Raw genomic sequence first — 15,781 nt, forward strand, 5'->3', positions numbered from 1 at the left:
ATCACCATGGTTCAGACGATCATCAAAAGATCAAATGCGCCGCTGGATGCACGTGATCTGGAACTTTGCCAGCGCGTGTTCGATGAGATCCGGGCAGCAGCGGATATCCCGCGCAAATCGGAAGAAGGCGAGCGCATCGCCGCAATCCTGATGGAGTTGTATCGTCAGGGTGTCAGGAACCCGGAGCAGCTGAAAATATTGGTTCAGGGTGCACGCGGCACTTTTCCGGAGGTGGCGGAAGGATGAACAGCCATCGTCCTCTTTCACGGGAAGATTTGCGGATGTGCGTCGACGTCGTCAAAGCGATCGCTCGCGATAGGGGAGTCTCACGAGACCCCACAGCCGTTGCTCGGATCATGGCGACGGTCGCACGATATTATCGCAGAGGCATGCACGAGCCGTCAGCCTTGCGTGCGGCAGCCCTCTCCGAAATCGAAAGCAATTCTCTTGCTGGAGGGACGCTCATGGAGGCAGGACACCGAGCTGAAGCTCCCTGACGTGGCAAGAGCTCAGCGACCAGACATCGATGGAGCCAGATATGAGAAAGGAAACCGACAATATCGCAGTAGCCGACCAATCCACCGCTGCAATCACCTCAGCGCATTTGTTGCATCCTGCCCGGCATTTTGCTCATCCGCGCGACATTCTGGCGGCAGAGCACATCGCCAGGGATCACAAGCGCGCCATTCTTGCGTCCTGGGCCTCGGACATATTTGCAATTGAATCGATGCCGGGCTTTCGGCGCGTTCCAGGCGCAGACCATATCGTCTCCTATGACGACATCATCGCGGCCTTGAAATCCTTGGATGATAGCCAAGACATGATCTCGCTGCACTCTACGGCAGCCGGTAAACTCCATCGTCATGGCTCACGGCTGCGCCATTTTGCCAACCGTTTTGTTTCCAATGGCCTGCGAAAGGGAGGGCGCCGCCGCCAGCTATCAGAAGTCTAGACTTCCACCCCGCAAACGCGTGCCTGTTTAGGACGCTACCCCGATTTTTGCCGTCCATTCTTTGCTCTTATGAGGAGGTTTTGCCGATGAAGATCGCCCAGATTGCGCCGCTTGCCGAAAGCGTTCCACCGAAGCTTTATGGAGGAACCGAGCGCATCGTTTCCTATCTCACTGAAGAACTTGTCCGTCAGGGCCACGATGTCACGCTGTTTGCCAGCGGGGATTCCATGACCGACGCTACCTTGGTGGCGTGCTCGGATGTCGCGCTCAGGCTTAATCCGTCCGTCAAGGACCATCTTCCGCATCAGGTCGTCCTGCTGGAGGAAATCCGCCGGCGGGCGCATGAGTTCGATGTCCTGCATTTCCATATCGATCTCCTGCATTTCCCGCTGATCCGGGATTTTGCGGATCGTACAGTCACGACGCTTCACGGACGCCTCGACCTGCCGGATCTCAAGCCTTTCTACAAGGCTTTTCCAGATATCCCGCTGGTATCGATCTCCAATGACCAGCGTCGCCCCATGCCGCCGGTCAACTGGTCCGGGACGGTGTATCACGGTCTTCCGACCAATCTTCTTTCCTTCACGGCAAAGCCCAAAGGCAACTATCTTGCCTTCCTGGGACGAATCTCCCCCGAGAAACGTCCGGATCGCGCGATCCGCATCGCAGCCAAGGTTGGTATGCCGCTGAAGATCGCCGCCAAGATCGACAATGCGGACAAGGCCTATTGGGACACGGTGATCGCGCCAATGGTCAAGAGCCATCCGAACGTCGAGTTCATCGGCGAAATCAACGAGCACCAGAAGGCCGATTTCCTTGGTAACGCGGGCGCGTTGCTTTTCCCGATCGACTGGCCCGAACCATTCGGGCTGGTGATGATCGAGGCAATGGCATGCGGCACCCCGGTGGTCGCGTTCGGATGCGGTTCGGTTCCGGAAGTGATTGACAACGGTGTTTCGGGTATCGTCGTCGATAGCGTTACCGAAGCGGCCGAAAATGTCGAATGGGCACTGCGAATGGATCGCAACAAGGTACGCGCGACCTTCGAACGGCGTTTCAGCGCAGAACGGATGGCGCGAGACTATCTCGCTATCTATCGTAACCTGCCCGGCGTTCGCACAAAGGCGGCGTCGCTGCGCCGCGCCAACGGTCAGGATCTGGATCTCCAGGTCGTGGCGTAGGAGACATAGCAGCATGTCGACAGCTTCTGTGGACAGCAAGCCATCCGTCGCGCCGGCAGAGCCGGCCGCCCCAGTGGCCCAGTTCTTCATTCCGGCAACCGCATCCCTGCAGGAGCGGCGGCCGCGCACCCTGAAGCACGGCGATACCTTCGCCGTCTTCGACCACAATGGCGATGCGCTTTCCGGGCCGGGTAGCCCCGAAGGCCTATTCCATCGTGATACGCGCTATCTCTCGCATTTCCATCTGACGATCAACGGCAAGCGGCCGATGCTGTTGTCGTCGACGCTGCGTGACGACAACGCGATGCTCACCTGCGATCTCACCAATCCCGATCTTTTCGACGAAAAAGGTAAGCTCACCCTCGGTCACGATCTCATTCATCTTCGCAGATCCCGATTCTTGTGGAATGGCGGTTGCTATGAGCGGCTGGCCATCCGGAATTATGACGATCGGCCGCAGCATGTTCGTATCGAAATCGTATTGGCGGCCGATTTCGCCGACCTGTTCGAGGTCCGCGGGACTGTGAGAGCACGCAAAGGTCGCCATCTTACCCCCGTTGTGGAGCAGGCTTCGATCCTGCTTTCCTATATCGGGCTTGATGAGCGAAAGCGGTCGACCCGCGTTTGGTTTGATCCAAGGCCGAAGCACATTCGCAGCGATCATGTTGTTTATGACCTCCAACTTGAGTCGCATGAGACACGATCGCTCTTCGTCGAGATAGGCTGCGATCAAGTCGCTGACCACAGGCCGAGCCACCGTTCCTTTTTCCTTGCGCTCAGGGATGCACGCCGAGCACTGCGTTCGTCTTCCTCGCGCGCGGCATCGATCGTTACGTCCAACGAGATCTTCAATGAGGTGGTCCGCCGCAGCGTCTCCGATCTCTACATGCTGATGACCGACAAGCCGGAAGGACCTTATCCCTATGCCGGCATTCCCTGGTTCAGCACCGTCTTCGGCCGCGACGCCCTGATCACCGCGCTGGAAACGCTCTGGCTCGATCCGCAAATCGCCCGTGGGGTGCTCGGCCATCTGGCAGCCAACCAGGCGACGGAGATCGATCCCATCGCGGATGCGGAGCCGGGCAAGATTTTGCACGAGGTCCGCTATGGAGAGATGGCCGAACTCGGCGAGGTGCCTTTCCGCCGCTATTATGGCAGTATCGACTCCACGCTCCTCTTCGTGCTGCTGGCTGGCGAATATCTCAAACGTACGGCTGATTTTGCCACGATCCAGTCGCTGCTCCCTGCTATCGAGGCGGCCCTTGCCTGGATCGACGAACATGGCGATCGAGACGGCGACGGTTTCGTCGAATATGGACGACGGACAGAAGAAGGCCTGATCAATCAGGCCTGGAAAGACAGCCACGATTCCATCTTCCACATTGACGGCACGCTTGCGAGGGGACCGATCGCCATCGCCGAGGTTCAGGCCTATCTCTACGGCGCCTGGCAGGCGGCCGCCGAGATCTTTCGCCGGCTCGGCAAAGCGGAACGGGCCGCGAAATTCCTCGCGAGGTCGGAGGGCTTGCGCCGCGCTTTCGACACGAGCTTTTTCGATGAGGAACTCGGCACCTATGTACTTGCGTTGGACGGAGATAAACGTCCCTGCCGGGTTCGATCCTCCAATGCCGGACATGCCCTCTTCACCGGCATCGCCTATCCCGAAAGGGCACGCGTCATTGCCCGAACGCTGATGGGTGCTTCGTCCTTCTGCGGCTGGGGTATCCGCACCATTGCCTCGACCGAGGCGCGTTACAATCCCATGAGCTATCACAACGGCTCGATCTGGCCGCACGACAATGCCCTGATTGCCGCCGGCCTTGCCCGCTACGGCCATCGCGCCGAAGCTGCGCGGATTTTCGAAGGCCTGTTTGCGGCATCGACCTATATCGACCTGCGCCGGCTTCCAGAGCTCTTCTGCGGGCTACCGCGCCAGCAGGCGCAAGGGCCGACCTTCTATCCGGTCGCCTGCTCCCCACAGGCATGGGCGGCCGCCGCGCCGCTCTTCCTGCTGCAGTCGTGCCTGGGCCTTGACTTTGATCCGAACGCGCGGCACGTCAGCTTCAACGAGCCACAGCTGCCTTCTTTCCTCGATGAGGTGCTCCTGCGACGCCTGCGGATCGGCGACGGTTCGGCTGACATCGCCATCCGCCGATCCCGCCGCCAATTCGTGGTCGACGTCGTCGATCGTCAAGGCGATGTTCGGGTGATCACGACGACTTGATGAATGGCGATCCCTCGGCCCGCCGGCTTCGTCGGGCTGATCGTCCTCACCGTCAGCAAATCACCACCCCCTGTCTGCCGGCAGATGTCCACCTTCGCCTATCAACGCTTCATCATTGTCGGCTCGCGCAAATTGCCTGGGCGAGCGCAGATCACGTCGCGCCGGCCGCGATAATCTCTGCCCAGTGCCTTCACCGACAGGTCCAAGGACGACGACCACGCCGTCAAAAGTCATGGTCATGGCCAATTGCTCTTTCATTTTCCTCAATAGGAACTTGGTGAGAACAATGAGAGATCAAATTTTCAAGCGGATGATTCACCTGTTCTTGAAACCGGCAAGCCACGGAATTATATGAATATTGTTCGATTGCCCAACGGGAATCGACGAAGTCCAGGAGGCGCCATGTGCTCTTGGCGCCTCCTTGTATCCATGTTGCTTATAAGGAGGATATGGCTATGAGGACAAACCTCGATTTTTCTCCCCTGTTCCGGTCGAGCATCGGTTTCGACCGAATGTTGAATGCGCTCGAAGCTGCGAGCCGCGTCGATACGATCGACAACTGGCCGCCCTACGACATCGTCAAAACCGGTGAGGACGATTACCGCATTGCCATGGCAGTGGCGGGTTTCTCCGAGGACGAACTGACGATCACACAGGAACAAAACCTTCTCGTCGTTTCGGGCCAGAAGGCAAACGGCGAAGACGTCCACTATCTGCATCGCGGCATCGCAAACCGCGCGTTCCAGCGCCGGTTCGAGCTCGCCGATCATGTCAAGGTCGTGGGCGCCGGTCTCGTGAACGGTCTGCTGACCGTCGATCTCAAGCGCGAAATCCCCGAAGAGATGAAGCCGCGCCGGATCGAGATTTCGACGGATATGGCTCTACCGAAAGCCGAGACGAAGCAGATCGAGACTGAGAAGCACGCGGCTTAGGCCTTCCACCAGTTCGACACGCGCAAAGGCGCCGGGCGAGGCTCGGCGCCAGCGAGCAAGTTTTGCCAACAGACCAGCAGAAAGGAGAAATACGATGAGTGTTCGTGATCTCATTCCCTGGAGCCGCAACAACGGCAACCAGGTGTCAAGTCTCCTGCGCGATGACGACCGTGATCCTTTCCTGTCGCTGCATCGCGAGGTGAACCGCCTCTTCGACGATGTCTTCCGCGGCTTCGGCTCGGGCCTGCCGTCTTTCGGCAAGGGCTCCGCGTTTAGCACCGGTTGGCCAAGCGTGGAGATTTCCGATACCGACAAGGAGATCAAGGTGACGGCAGAGGTGCCCGGCCTTGAGGAGAAGGATATCGAGGTCCTGCTCAATGACGGCGTCCTGACGCTGAAGGGTGAAAAGCGTTCCGAGACCGAAGACAAGGATCGCCAGTTCTCCGAGCGCTATTACGGCCGGTTCGAGCGCCGCATACCGCTCGGTGTCGAGGTCAAGGAAGACCAGGTGGATGCCCGCTTCCGAAATGGCGTGCTGAGCGTGACCTTGCCGAAGAGCGAGAAGGCGCAATCGCAGGTCAAGCGCATCGCCATCAAGAACTGATCGTTCCAATCAGCCGGCGGCAGGCCCAATGGCGGCCGCCGGCTGCTTGCGCCAGCATCTCCCGGCGGTCACTGCTGCACGAACGATCTGCTGCCGCAGCAATCATCATTCCTTCACTGCACCAGTCATCGACGAAACATAATAATCGACGAAGAAAGAGTAGAGGATGACGACCGGCAATGAACCGAATAATGCGCCAGCCATGAGCGAACCCCACTCGAAGACGTCGCCACGAACCAATTCCGTCAGAACACCGACAGGGATCGTTTTGTTTTCCGACGATTGAATGAAGGTGAGCGCATAGATGAACTCGTTCCAGGACAGCGTAAAGGCGAAGATACCGGCCGATATCAACCCGGGCACCGCCAGCGGCAGGATAATTTTGACAAGGATCTGCCAGCGGCTGGCGCCATCGACCAGCGCGCTTTCTTCCAGCTCGAAGGGTATCGATCTGAAATAACCCATCAGCAGCCATGTGCAGAATGGGATGAGGAAGGTGGGATAGGTGAAGATGAGCGCAAGTCTGGAATCGTAAATTCCAAGCTTGAAGACGATGAAAGCCAAGGGAATGAACAGGATCGAAGGCGGAACGAGATAGGCCAGAAAAATCAGCAGCCCGATCGAACGAGAGCCGGTAAAGCGCACGCGCTCGATTGCATAGGCACCAAAAATCGACGCCAGCAGCGACAGCGCGGTCGACCCCACCGCCACCAATATCGTGTTCCAGAGCCAGCCTGGATAGGAGGTCTCAAAGAACAGGTACTTGATGTGATCGAGCGTCGGTCCCACGACCCAGAAGGGGCTGTAATTATTGTAGTCGGTCAACTGTGCGTTCGGCTTGATGGCCGTTATGGCCATCCAGTAGAAGGGAAACAGAAGCACGAAGACAAAGACCGCCATCGGCAGATAGAGCATGACGATACGGCGAGGCAGGCGGTTCAGATAACCCATGCCTTGGATGTCGTCGGTCAGAACGGGATTGGCTGTCTCGGTTTTAATGGTCATGGCGTTCTCCCGATCTCAGTCCTGTCCGCCCTGCTGCCATTTGCGGCGCTGCAGACCGAAGAAGCTGAACATGATGGCACCGAGCAGGAACGGGATCATCGCCACCGCGATTGCCGCACCTTCGCCAAGCTGCCCTCCGGGGATACCGCGCTGAAAGGAAAGCGTCGCCATCAGATGCGTCGCATTGACCGGTCCGCCCTTGGTCAGCACATAGATCAACTGGAAATCCGTGAATGTGAACAGCACGGAGAACGTCATCACGACGGCGATGATCGGGGTCAACATCGGCAGCGTTACATAACGGAAACGCTGCCAGCTTGTGGCGCCATCAAGCGATGCCGCCTCCTGCAGCGAAGCAGGAATGGTCTGCAGGCCGGCGAGCAGCGAAATCGCCACGAAGGGAATGCCGCGCCAGACATTGGCGATGATGACCGAAATCCGCGCATTGGTCGGATCGCCGAGGAAATTGATCGGACCATGGATCAGGCCGATCTTCATCAGGGACCACGAGATGATGGAAAATTGGGAATCATAAATCCACCAGAATGCCAATCCCGAAAGCACCGTCGGAACGACCCAGGGCAGAAGCACGATCGCCCGAAAGAACGACTTGAACGGCAAATGCTGATTGAGAAGCAGTGCCAACCAAAGGCCGAGCACGAATTTCAGGACGGAGGCGATGAAGGTGTAGAGCAGCGTATTGAAGACCGATAGCCAGAACACGGAATCATTGGCCAGGAATTGATAATTCTCCAAACCGATAAAGCTGCCGGCACGCCCGATCCGCGTGTCCGTGAAACCGAGCCAGACCCCAAGTCCCAGCGGATAGGTGAGAAAGCAAACCAGAAAGATGGCCGCCGGCAACATGAAGAGGAAGCCGAGCATATTATTGTTCTGCATGAGCGATCGGATCGGACTGCGCGTCGTATCGCCGGATGTCACGGTCGACATGGCATTATCTCCTGATGGACAGTCGCAGCATGCCGGTGCCGGCATGCTGCAGATCTTCGCGGGGGATCAAACCTTGTAGTAGCGGTTTGCGCGGCGCTCAGCCTCTTTCATCGCATCCTCCGGCGTCATCTGGCCGGTCACGGCGGCGGCGAACATGTCGACGAGCACGTAATCGGCCATCACACCTGCCGAAGCATAGCCCAGCGGACCGGCATAGCCGTTCGGGCGCAGCGTTTCCGATGCGCGTGCATAGGGTGCATGGACGGGATCGGCGGTCCAGACAGGATTGTTGGCAAAGGCCTTCAAGGGTTGGCAGCAATAGGCGCTCGATCCTTGGATCCAGGCGTTCATCTGGTCGCCTTCCATCATGAACTTGATATAGGCCTTGGCTGCTTCCGGATATTTGGTATGGCTGAAGAGAACCAGCGAGCTCGTCTGGTGCAGTTCGACACTCTTGCCGACCGGACCGATCGGGAAGTTGGTGGTTCTGATATCGGCCGCGATTTCGGCAAGCTTCGGATCTTTTTTAGCTGCGTAATAGACGGAAACGCCGTTTGCGATCAGCGATACCTGTCCGGCAAGGAAGGCCCGGTTGTTGTTGATGTCCTGCCAGCTTTCCGTGCCGGGGATGAAGGTCGCATAAAGGGCTTGCGCATAGTGGATTGCCGCCAGCGTTTCAGGGCTGTTGATGGTCACCTTGCCGCTTTCGTCCACCATCTTGCCGCCATGACTCCAAAGCAGCCAATGAGCGTAATTATTGCCATCGCCAACAGCCTTGCCATGTGGAAAACCGGCGGGCGTGCCTTTGGCCTTCATGGCCTTGCAAAGCTCAAGGAATCCCGCGGTGTCCTTGGGGAATTCACTGAAACCGGCAGCCTTTACGTGACTGTCGCGATAAACGACGGCGTTCCCGATCGCGGTCAGCGGCATGGCGATGAACTTGTCGCCGCGGGTTGCATAACCGCGCACGCCGTCATACCAGCCGCCGTATTTGTTGCCGAGGTAGTTGCCAAGTTCGGTCAGGTCGACGAGTTTGTCCGGATACTGATGTGCATCGTCGAACCAGCACATCACCATGTCGGGGCCGGAACCGACATTGGCAGCGACGGCGGCCTTCGGTCGGATGTCTTCCCAGCTTTCCTTGTCGATACGAACTTCGACGCCCGTGGCCTCGGTGAATTTCTTGGTATTGGCAAGCCAGGCATCCTCATCTCCCTTGACGAAGGGTGTCCAGCGAAGAAGCCTGAGACTTGCGCCCTTTTCAGGCGTGTAGCCGGGTTCGGCCTGGGCGAATGATGGGCGTATACCGAGTGGCGCGAGGCCGGCAATGCCGGCCGCTGCCGCCGATGCGGCGAGAAAGTCACGTCTCTTGAATGCCATGATACTCCTCCTTTGAAAAACGGGAGCAAATTCCCCCTGCGCCCACCTTCCCGTTTGGTGAACGACGACTATCGCATCCGAACCGGTCGGATGCTTCCGCATCGATGGGTGAGCAGGGAGACTCCTCTTCTTCCGGCTCCCCACCGAAGCGACATCAGATCGTCAATCTCTGACCGCTTTCGGCGTCGAAGAGATGGACATGCGGCACATCGATGGAAATGCGCAGCGTATCGCCGGGTTTGGCATTGATCCTCTCCCGGAAGATGCAGTTGACATCGCTGCCGCCGAACCGAACCGTCATCTGCGTCTCATAGCCTGTCGGCTCGATCACGATGATTTCCGCGGGCAGCCCATTGGCATCGAGCATGATGTATTCCGGACGCAACCCATAGACGAGATTCCGACCCTTTGCGCCGGCGGGCGGATTTGCAACGGGCAAGACAGTTCCGTCCGACGCGATGAACCGGCTATCGCTCTGCGTATCGAGGTGGCCTTTGATCATGTTCATCGCCGGCGAACCGATGAAACCCGCGACGAAAAGATTGGCAGGCGTGTCGTAGAGATCCAGCGGCTTTCCCACCTGCTCCACGACGCCGTCATGCATGACGACGATCTTGTCGGCCATCGTCATGGCCTCGATCTGGTCATGCGTGACGTAAACGGTCGTGGTGCCAAGACGTTGGTGAAGCTCCTTGATTTCCGCGCGCATGGCGACCCGGAGCTTGGCATCAAGATTGGAAAGCGGTTCGTCGAAGAGGAAGACCTGGGGATCGCGCACGATCGCCCGGCCCATGGCGACACGCTGGCGCTGACCGCCGGAAAGCTGGCGGGGATAGCGATCGAGAAGTTTGGTCAGACCCAGGATTTCCGCCGCTTTCTTGACACGCTGATCCATGTCCGCTTTCGGCGCGCGTTTGAGCATCAGCGAGAAAGCCATGTTCTGGGCCACCGACATATGCGGATAAAGCGCATAATTCTGAAAGACCATGGCTATGTCGCGGTCGCCGGGGGCCACTCCATTGACGACCTGATTGCCGATACGGATCTCGCCGGCGGAAATGTTCTCCAGCCCGGCAAGCATTCGCAGAAGCGTGGATTTTCCGCATCCGGACGGCCCGACCAGGATCACGAATTCCCCGTCGGCGATCTCGATGTTCACACCTTTGATAACAGGGAACGCCCCGAATGATTTCCTGACATCGACAAACTCGACACCTGCCATAAAAGTCCCTCCCAGAACCTTTCACTTGCTTGACTTACGGTCGTCCCTCCTCCGAGGCACTAACCGCCAGAATGGATCGATTCGACTTCGACATTCTATCCCCGGCCGACGACCGGTATCCCTGTCTCCCTCACGTGCATCTCAGACAGATCTCCTCATACTGGTCAGATCAGACCGGATTGCCACTCGCCAGTTGAACCTTGGTCGTATCGTAAATACGTGTCAGATGATGCTCGAAGGCCGCAATGACGGCATCGCGATCATGGCGAGCGAGCGCTTCAAAGATCGCCAGATGATCGCTGTAGCTCGCCTCGATGGCGCCCGGCTTGGCCATGGCGTAGCGGCGGTAATTCATCATGTAGGTGTACAAATCGGTGACGAAGGCCGCGAGCAGCGGGTTTCCGCAGGCCCGATAGATGGCGACGTGGAATTCGCGGTCGCAGATCAGGAAACGCATCGCGTCATTGCCCCCGAGACGCTGCGCCTCCAGCAGGACCTGCAGCTTTGCCAGCGTGACGTCATCGATGCGCTCGGCGGCGTCGCCGACAACCTTGAGCTCGATATGAAGACGGGCAGCGTGGACGGATTCCAGATCGTAGCCGTCAATTGCATTGGAAGAGGCGATCGTCACGGTAATGTGGCTGAGATCGACTTCACAGACCCGACTTCGGCTGCCATGGGAAACCTCGATAATGCCCTGTGCGGCAAGCGCCTGAATAGCACCACGCACCGTTTCGCGACTGACATGAAGAACATTGGCCAATTCGCGCTCGCCCGGTAGCTCGTCGCCCGGCCGCAGCATGTTGGTGGCGATCAGGACCATCAGCTTCTCGGCGATGACGTCACGCGCCGTCCGGCGGGCGAGGCTCCGCGCGATATTCGGTACCTCGGTCAAGATCGGACTTCCGTCCATCGCGCCCCCCGGTCTACTGGTTGGTCCAGCAGATCAGTTAATTAAAGATCGTTGCGGAAATCCGTCAAGACAATTTCATTGTCACAACCAACTTGATACCAACCATAAAGGGAAGGAGGAACAGGCCTATGCCCTTCACGGCAGAAACGGCTGGCAGCCGTCGAGAGATCCCTGCCGCAATGATTTTTCGGCGTGCCCCTTACCGACGATAAAGCCCGGCGGCTAGGCCGGGCTTGGAATCGTTCGATTGCGGCGGAAGCTGCTGCACCCAACCTGGCTGCGTTCAACTTCAATAAACCCGCAAATCCGCGCGGGGTCAGCGATTACAATCGCGTTTCACTTCGGCGTCACATCAAAGCCGAACCACTTCTGGGACAGTTTGGCGATCGTGCCGTCCGCCTTGGCTGCGGCGATCGCATCGTTGAACATGGTTTTCAACTCCGTATCGTCCTTGCGCAGACCGACGGAACTGCCTCTTCCGAGCATGCCCCCCTGGAAACGCGGGCCGGCGACGATCATGTCCTCGTTGCCCGGCTTTGCCGCCGCGGTCGAAAGATAAGCCATGGATGCCATGACGAGGTCGACGCGGCCGGCCTTCAGATCGAGATCGTGCTGTTCGGTCGTCTTGTATTCACGGATATCGGCGACGCCCTTCAGGTATTTATCGAGGAAGGTCGCAGCGATCGATGCGGTCTGCACGCCGATCGTCTTGCCCTTGAGCAAGGGTTCAAGCTCTTTCACCGCCTTGGCGGCGCCGGCCTCATCCGTTGCCAGCGAAAAGACTTCGCCCTTCAAAGGCAGGTTGGCAAGCGGAGAGTCTTTCAATGCCGCAAAAGTCTGCCCCGTCGTGCCGTAGGAATCGCTGAAGGCAATGACTTCCTCGCGCTTGGCAGTCGCCGACATGCCGGAAATGATCGCATCGAACTTGCCGGCATTCAGCGCCGGGATCATGCCGTCAAATGGCTGGATCACGGTCGTGCATTCGACCTTCATATGGGCGCAGAAATATTTGATCAGCTCGATTTCGTAGCCGTCGAGGCTGCCATCGGCCTTGGTAAAGTTCCATGGACGAAACGCGCCTTCGGTCGCGATCGTCACATGTGTCCATTTCTTCTCGTCGGCGCGTACGGCGGTCGAAACGGCCAAGGTGGCGATCATCATGAACGCCGTCAGAATTGCAGTCAGGTATTTCATGCTCGAGTTCCCCTTCTTGATTGAGCGTGGTGCGTTATTGGCTGATGAACTGGCGGAAGCGCTCCGATCGCGAGTTCGAAAAGACGTCCTGGGGCTTGCCGTCTTCTTCGACGACGCCCTTGTGCAGGAAGATGACGCGGCTGGAGACATCGCGCGCAAAACCCATCTCATGTGTGACGACCAGCATCGTGCGCCCCTCCTCGGCAAGCGAGCGCATGACGCGCAGCACTTCGCCGACAAGCTCGGGGTCGAGCGCGGACGTCGGCTCGTCGAACAACATCACCTTCGGATGCATGGCGAGAGCGCGCGCAATGGCGGCACGCTGCTGCTGGCCTCCGGAAAGGTGGGCGGGATAGAAATTGCGCTTGTCGGCAATGCCGACCTTGGCGAGCAGCGCCTCGGCCTCCTCGATGCATTCGGCGCGCGAGCGGCGCTGAACATGGATCGGCGCCTCGATCAGGTTTTCGAGGATCGTCTTGTGAGACCAGAGATTGAAGCTCTGGAACACCATTCCGAGCTGCGAGCGGATTCGGTCGACCTGCTTTCCATCCGCCGCACGGTGCGCGCCGCGGGCATTGCGCTGCATACGGATCGTTTCGCCGGCAACTGTCACCTCACCGGAATCCGGCGTCTCCAGCAGATTGATGCAGCGCAGGAAGGTCGACTTTCCTGAACCGGACGAGCCGAGAATGGAAACGACATCGCCTTCCATTGCATCCAGGGAAATGCCCTTGAGAACCTCGACAGGCCCGAAGCTCTTGTGCATGTCGCGCACGCTGAGTGCGATGGGCGTGGCCGTCATTGTGGTTCTCCTGCAGGGGTCGCCGTTGCGGCACTCTCTTGGGTGACGGCAAGAGGAGCGCGCGAATGCGGGCTCAGCCTGTATTCGGCAAATTGAATGAGACGCGTCAGCACGAAATTGATGGCAAGATAGATCGCCCCGGACACCACGAAGACCTCGATTGCCCTATAGGTCTCCGAGATGATCTTGGCGGCAACGCCCGTCACCTCCATCAGCGTGATGATCGAGGCAAGCGACGTCGCCTTGACCATCGATATCATTTCGTTGCCATAGCCGGGCAAGGCCTGGCGGATCGCCAAGGGCAGCACGATGCGGCGAAACATCAGGAAGCGATGCATGCCGCAAGCGCGGGCAGCCTCGATCTGACCATACGGTACGGAGAGCAGGCCGCCGCGAATGATTTCGCTGGCATAGGCCGCGGTATTCAAGGTCAGCGCCAGAACCGCGCACCAGTAGGGATCACGCAGGAACGGCCAGAAAATGCTGTGCCGTATGGCCGGAAACTGGCCGAGGCCGTAATAGATGAGAAATATCTGCACCAACAACGGCGTGCCGCGGAAGATAAAGACATAAAGCCGCGCGAACCAATCCAGCACGGCGACGCCAGAGAGACGGGCAAGCGCCAGCAGCAGCGCCAGAATGGCGCCGAGGCAGATCGACGTCACGGCAAGTTCGATCGTCAGCGGGATTGCAGCGATCAGGCTCAGGAATGTTTCTGCGAGAAACTGCCAATCCATCAACGCCTCCTCACGCCGCGCGACAGGCGCCGCTCGGCCTGCCGGATGATGAGGCTCGAAAGGGTCGAGATCATCAGATAGATCGCGCCGGCGATCAGGTAGAAATCGAATGGAAGCCCGGTGGATCCAGCTCCGACCTGGGCCTGACGCAGGAGTTCGGCGACGCCGGTGATCGACACCAGCGCCGACTCCTTCAAGACGACCTGCCAGACATTGCCGAGACCGGGAAGCGCATGACGCAGGGTCAACGGCGCAATGATCCGCCGCAGGCGAAGCCAGCGCGGCATGCCGCAAGCAATGGCAGCCTCGATCTCGCCTGGGTGTACCGCCTTGAACCCGCCTCGCAGCACTTCCGTAAACTGGGCACCGGATGTGACGCCCACGGCCAGCGAACCGGCAAGAAAGCCCGGAAAGCCGAGGAAGCCTTCCGCGCCGAAAAGCTTGCCGATCGCCGTGACCGCGGCACTGCCACCGAAATAGAAGAGATAGATGACCAGCAGATCGGGAATGCCACGCAGCACCGTCGTATAGGCATCGGCCGTGGCGCGAGCGAAACCGTTGCCGGCGATCTTGGCCCATGCCCCGATCGTGCCGATGCAGGCCCCAACGGCATAACCGGCTATGGCAACCAGAATGGTCATCCACGCTCCGGCCAGAAGAGCATGCCCCCAGCCTTCCTGACCGAAGCCAGCAAGCTCAAATAAACTTGGCTGGTTCATGATACAGCCCCGGGAGAGCGGACTTTTGCGGCAAGTAACATTGTCTAGCCTCGACTAAGGGTGACGCGGACAAAGAGCGCTCAATTGGTGTCGAAGGTCGGCGTCAGGTCGATCTTGCTCCATTTCTCGGAGAGCTGTTTGATCGTGCCATCCTTGGCCGCCTGCTTGATGGCATCATCGAATTTAGCCTTCAGATCGATCTCGCCCTTGCGCATGCCGAGCGCGACTTCGGTTGCCAGCATCGCGCCCTTCACCAATGGGCCGGACATCATCAGGTCGTCATTGCCAGGCTTGCCGAGTACGGAGGTTTCGTAAACACCGCTGTCGAAACCGGCATCGATTCGCCCGGCCTTCAGATCGAGGTCACGTTCTCCGGAATTCTTGTAGGCGCGCACGCTGACATCGGATCCGAAATAAGCGTTGATCAATTGCTCCTGGCTGGTCGACTGGACCACACCGACGGTCTTTCCCTTGAGAGCCTTGCCGATTTCACCCATCACCGGGTCGGCCTTGGCCTTATCGTTCAGATTCAGCCGTTCGCCGGTCATCGGCAGGGAAGCGACCGGCCCATCCTTCACAAGCAGGAAGCTCGCAACGCCGCTTGCATAGGGCACGGTGAAATCGACCACCTGCTTGCGCTTCTCGTTGATGCCGAGCGTCATCACCAGATCGAACTTGCCGGCATTGAGGCTCGGGATCATCGCATTCCATTCGCCGGCAATCAGTTCGCAATCGACCTTGGCGCGCTTGCAGAGGTCATTGATGAGATCGACGTCGAAGCCGGCCAGCTTGCCGCTGGAATCCATGAGGTTCCAGGGCGGAAAAGCGCCTTCGATGCCGACCTTGACATGTGTCCAGTCCTTGGCGCCGGCGGCAGGCGGAGCCAGGAAGGCAATGGCGCCGAACACGGCAGCAAACAGGTTTCTATTCTTCATTTTCAGTTCCCTCTTTTCGGCCTCGAGGTG

General features: G+C 58.7%; 17 protein-coding genes. 7 read left to right on the forward strand and 10 right to left on the reverse strand.

The window, feature by feature from the left end; all coding sequences use genetic code 11:
• The first annotated feature begins 6 nt into the window (after nt 1-6).
• The 7 genes from FHT84_RS29085 to FHT84_RS29115 all read left to right on the forward strand — a co-directional run bounded on the left by FHT84_RS29085 (nt 7) and on the right by FHT84_RS29115 (nt 5,893).
• Nucleotides 7-246: a hypothetical protein gene (locus FHT84_RS29085; protein WP_112340245.1), complete on the forward strand. Its 240-nt coding sequence runs from the start codon at nt 7-9 to the stop codon at nt 244-246.
• Between the two features lie 292 nt (nt 247-538).
• On the forward strand, nt 539-952 hold the full coding sequence (locus FHT84_RS29090) for a hypothetical protein (protein ID WP_113251006.1): 414 nt from the start codon (nt 539-541) through the stop codon (nt 950-952).
• Between the two features lie 86 nt (nt 953-1,038).
• A complete protein-coding gene (locus tag FHT84_RS29095; RefSeq protein ID WP_113251007.1) occupies nt 1,039-2,133 on the forward strand; it encodes a glycosyltransferase family 4 protein in 1,095 nt (364 codons plus the stop codon).
• A gap of 13 nt (nt 2,134-2,146) precedes the next feature.
• On the forward strand, nt 2,147-4,357 hold the full coding sequence (locus FHT84_RS29100; RefSeq protein ID WP_183765547.1) for an amylo-alpha-1,6-glucosidase: 2,211 nt from the start codon (nt 2,147-2,149) through the stop codon (nt 4,355-4,357).
• A 3-nt stretch (nt 4,358-4,360) separates the two neighbouring features.
• Nucleotides 4,361-4,531 carry a hypothetical protein gene (locus FHT84_RS29105; protein WP_162737042.1) on the forward strand — a complete coding sequence of 57 codons (171 nt, stop codon included), beginning with the start codon at nt 4,361-4,363 and terminating at the stop codon, nt 4,529-4,531.
• A gap of 281 nt (nt 4,532-4,812) precedes the next feature.
• On the forward strand, nt 4,813-5,289 hold the full coding sequence (locus tag FHT84_RS29110) for an Hsp20 family protein (protein WP_112340240.1): 477 nt from the start codon (nt 4,813-4,815) through the stop codon (nt 5,287-5,289).
• A gap of 94 nt (nt 5,290-5,383) precedes the next feature.
• Nucleotides 5,384-5,893 (forward strand): Hsp20/alpha crystallin family protein, encoded by a 510-nt coding sequence (locus FHT84_RS29115; RefSeq protein WP_113251009.1) that lies wholly within the window; start codon nt 5,384-5,386, stop codon nt 5,891-5,893.
• A 105-nt stretch (nt 5,894-5,998) separates the two neighbouring features.
• Here FHT84_RS29115 and FHT84_RS29120 read toward each other — a convergent pair whose 3' ends face one another.
• The 10 genes from FHT84_RS29120 to FHT84_RS29165 all read right to left on the reverse strand — a co-directional run bounded on the left by FHT84_RS29120 (nt 5,999) and on the right by FHT84_RS29165 (nt 15,751).
• A complete protein-coding gene (locus FHT84_RS29120; protein WP_069614176.1) occupies nt 5,999-6,898 on the reverse strand; it encodes a carbohydrate ABC transporter permease in 900 nt (299 codons plus the stop codon).
• 15 nt (nt 6,899-6,913) lie between these two features.
• On the reverse strand, nt 6,914-7,849 hold the full coding sequence (locus FHT84_RS29125) for a sugar ABC transporter permease (protein ID WP_112340238.1): 936 nt from the start codon (nt 7,847-7,849) through the stop codon (nt 6,914-6,916).
• 66 nt (nt 7,850-7,915) lie between these two features.
• A complete protein-coding gene (locus FHT84_RS29130; protein ID WP_112340237.1) occupies nt 7,916-9,229 on the reverse strand; it encodes an ABC transporter substrate-binding protein in 1,314 nt (437 codons plus the stop codon).
• Nucleotides 9,230-9,383: 154 nt separating this feature from the next.
• A complete protein-coding gene (gene ugpC / locus FHT84_RS29135) occupies nt 9,384-10,451 on the reverse strand; it encodes a sn-glycerol-3-phosphate ABC transporter ATP-binding protein UgpC (RefSeq protein WP_112340236.1) in 1,068 nt (355 codons plus the stop codon).
• A 169-nt stretch (nt 10,452-10,620) separates the two neighbouring features.
• Nucleotides 10,621-11,364, reverse strand: coding sequence for a FadR/GntR family transcriptional regulator (locus FHT84_RS29140; RefSeq protein WP_113251010.1), 744 nt, complete (start codon nt 11,362-11,364; stop codon nt 10,621-10,623).
• 336 nt (nt 11,365-11,700) lie between these two features.
• A complete protein-coding gene (locus FHT84_RS29145; protein WP_112340234.1) occupies nt 11,701-12,558 on the reverse strand; it encodes a transporter substrate-binding domain-containing protein in 858 nt (285 codons plus the stop codon).
• Nucleotides 12,559-12,592: 34 nt separating this feature from the next.
• Nucleotides 12,593-13,360 carry an ATP-binding cassette domain-containing protein gene (locus FHT84_RS29150; protein WP_112340233.1) on the reverse strand — a complete coding sequence of 256 codons (768 nt, stop codon included), beginning with the start codon at nt 13,358-13,360 and terminating at the stop codon, nt 12,593-12,595.
• Nucleotides 13,357-14,097 (reverse strand): ABC transporter permease, encoded by a 741-nt coding sequence (locus tag FHT84_RS29155; protein WP_112340232.1) that lies wholly within the window; start codon nt 14,095-14,097, stop codon nt 13,357-13,359. Before FHT84_RS29155 ends, FHT84_RS29150 begins: the two co-directional genes overlap by 4 nt.
• On the reverse strand, nt 14,097-14,816 hold the full coding sequence (locus FHT84_RS29160) for an ABC transporter permease subunit (protein ID WP_112340231.1): 720 nt from the start codon (nt 14,814-14,816) through the stop codon (nt 14,097-14,099). Before FHT84_RS29160 ends, FHT84_RS29155 begins: the two co-directional genes overlap by 1 nt.
• Before the next feature lie 80 nt (nt 14,817-14,896).
• Nucleotides 14,897-15,751: a transporter substrate-binding domain-containing protein gene (locus FHT84_RS29165; protein WP_112340230.1), complete on the reverse strand. Its 855-nt coding sequence runs from the start codon at nt 15,749-15,751 to the stop codon at nt 14,897-14,899.
• Nucleotides 15,752-15,781: the final 30 nt, after the last annotated feature.

Origin of the sequence: Rhizobium sp. BK289 (genome assembly GCF_014193575.1) — a bacterium.
GTDB classification, from domain to species: domain Bacteria; phylum Pseudomonadota; class Alphaproteobacteria; order Rhizobiales; family Rhizobiaceae; genus Rhizobium; species Rhizobium tropici_C.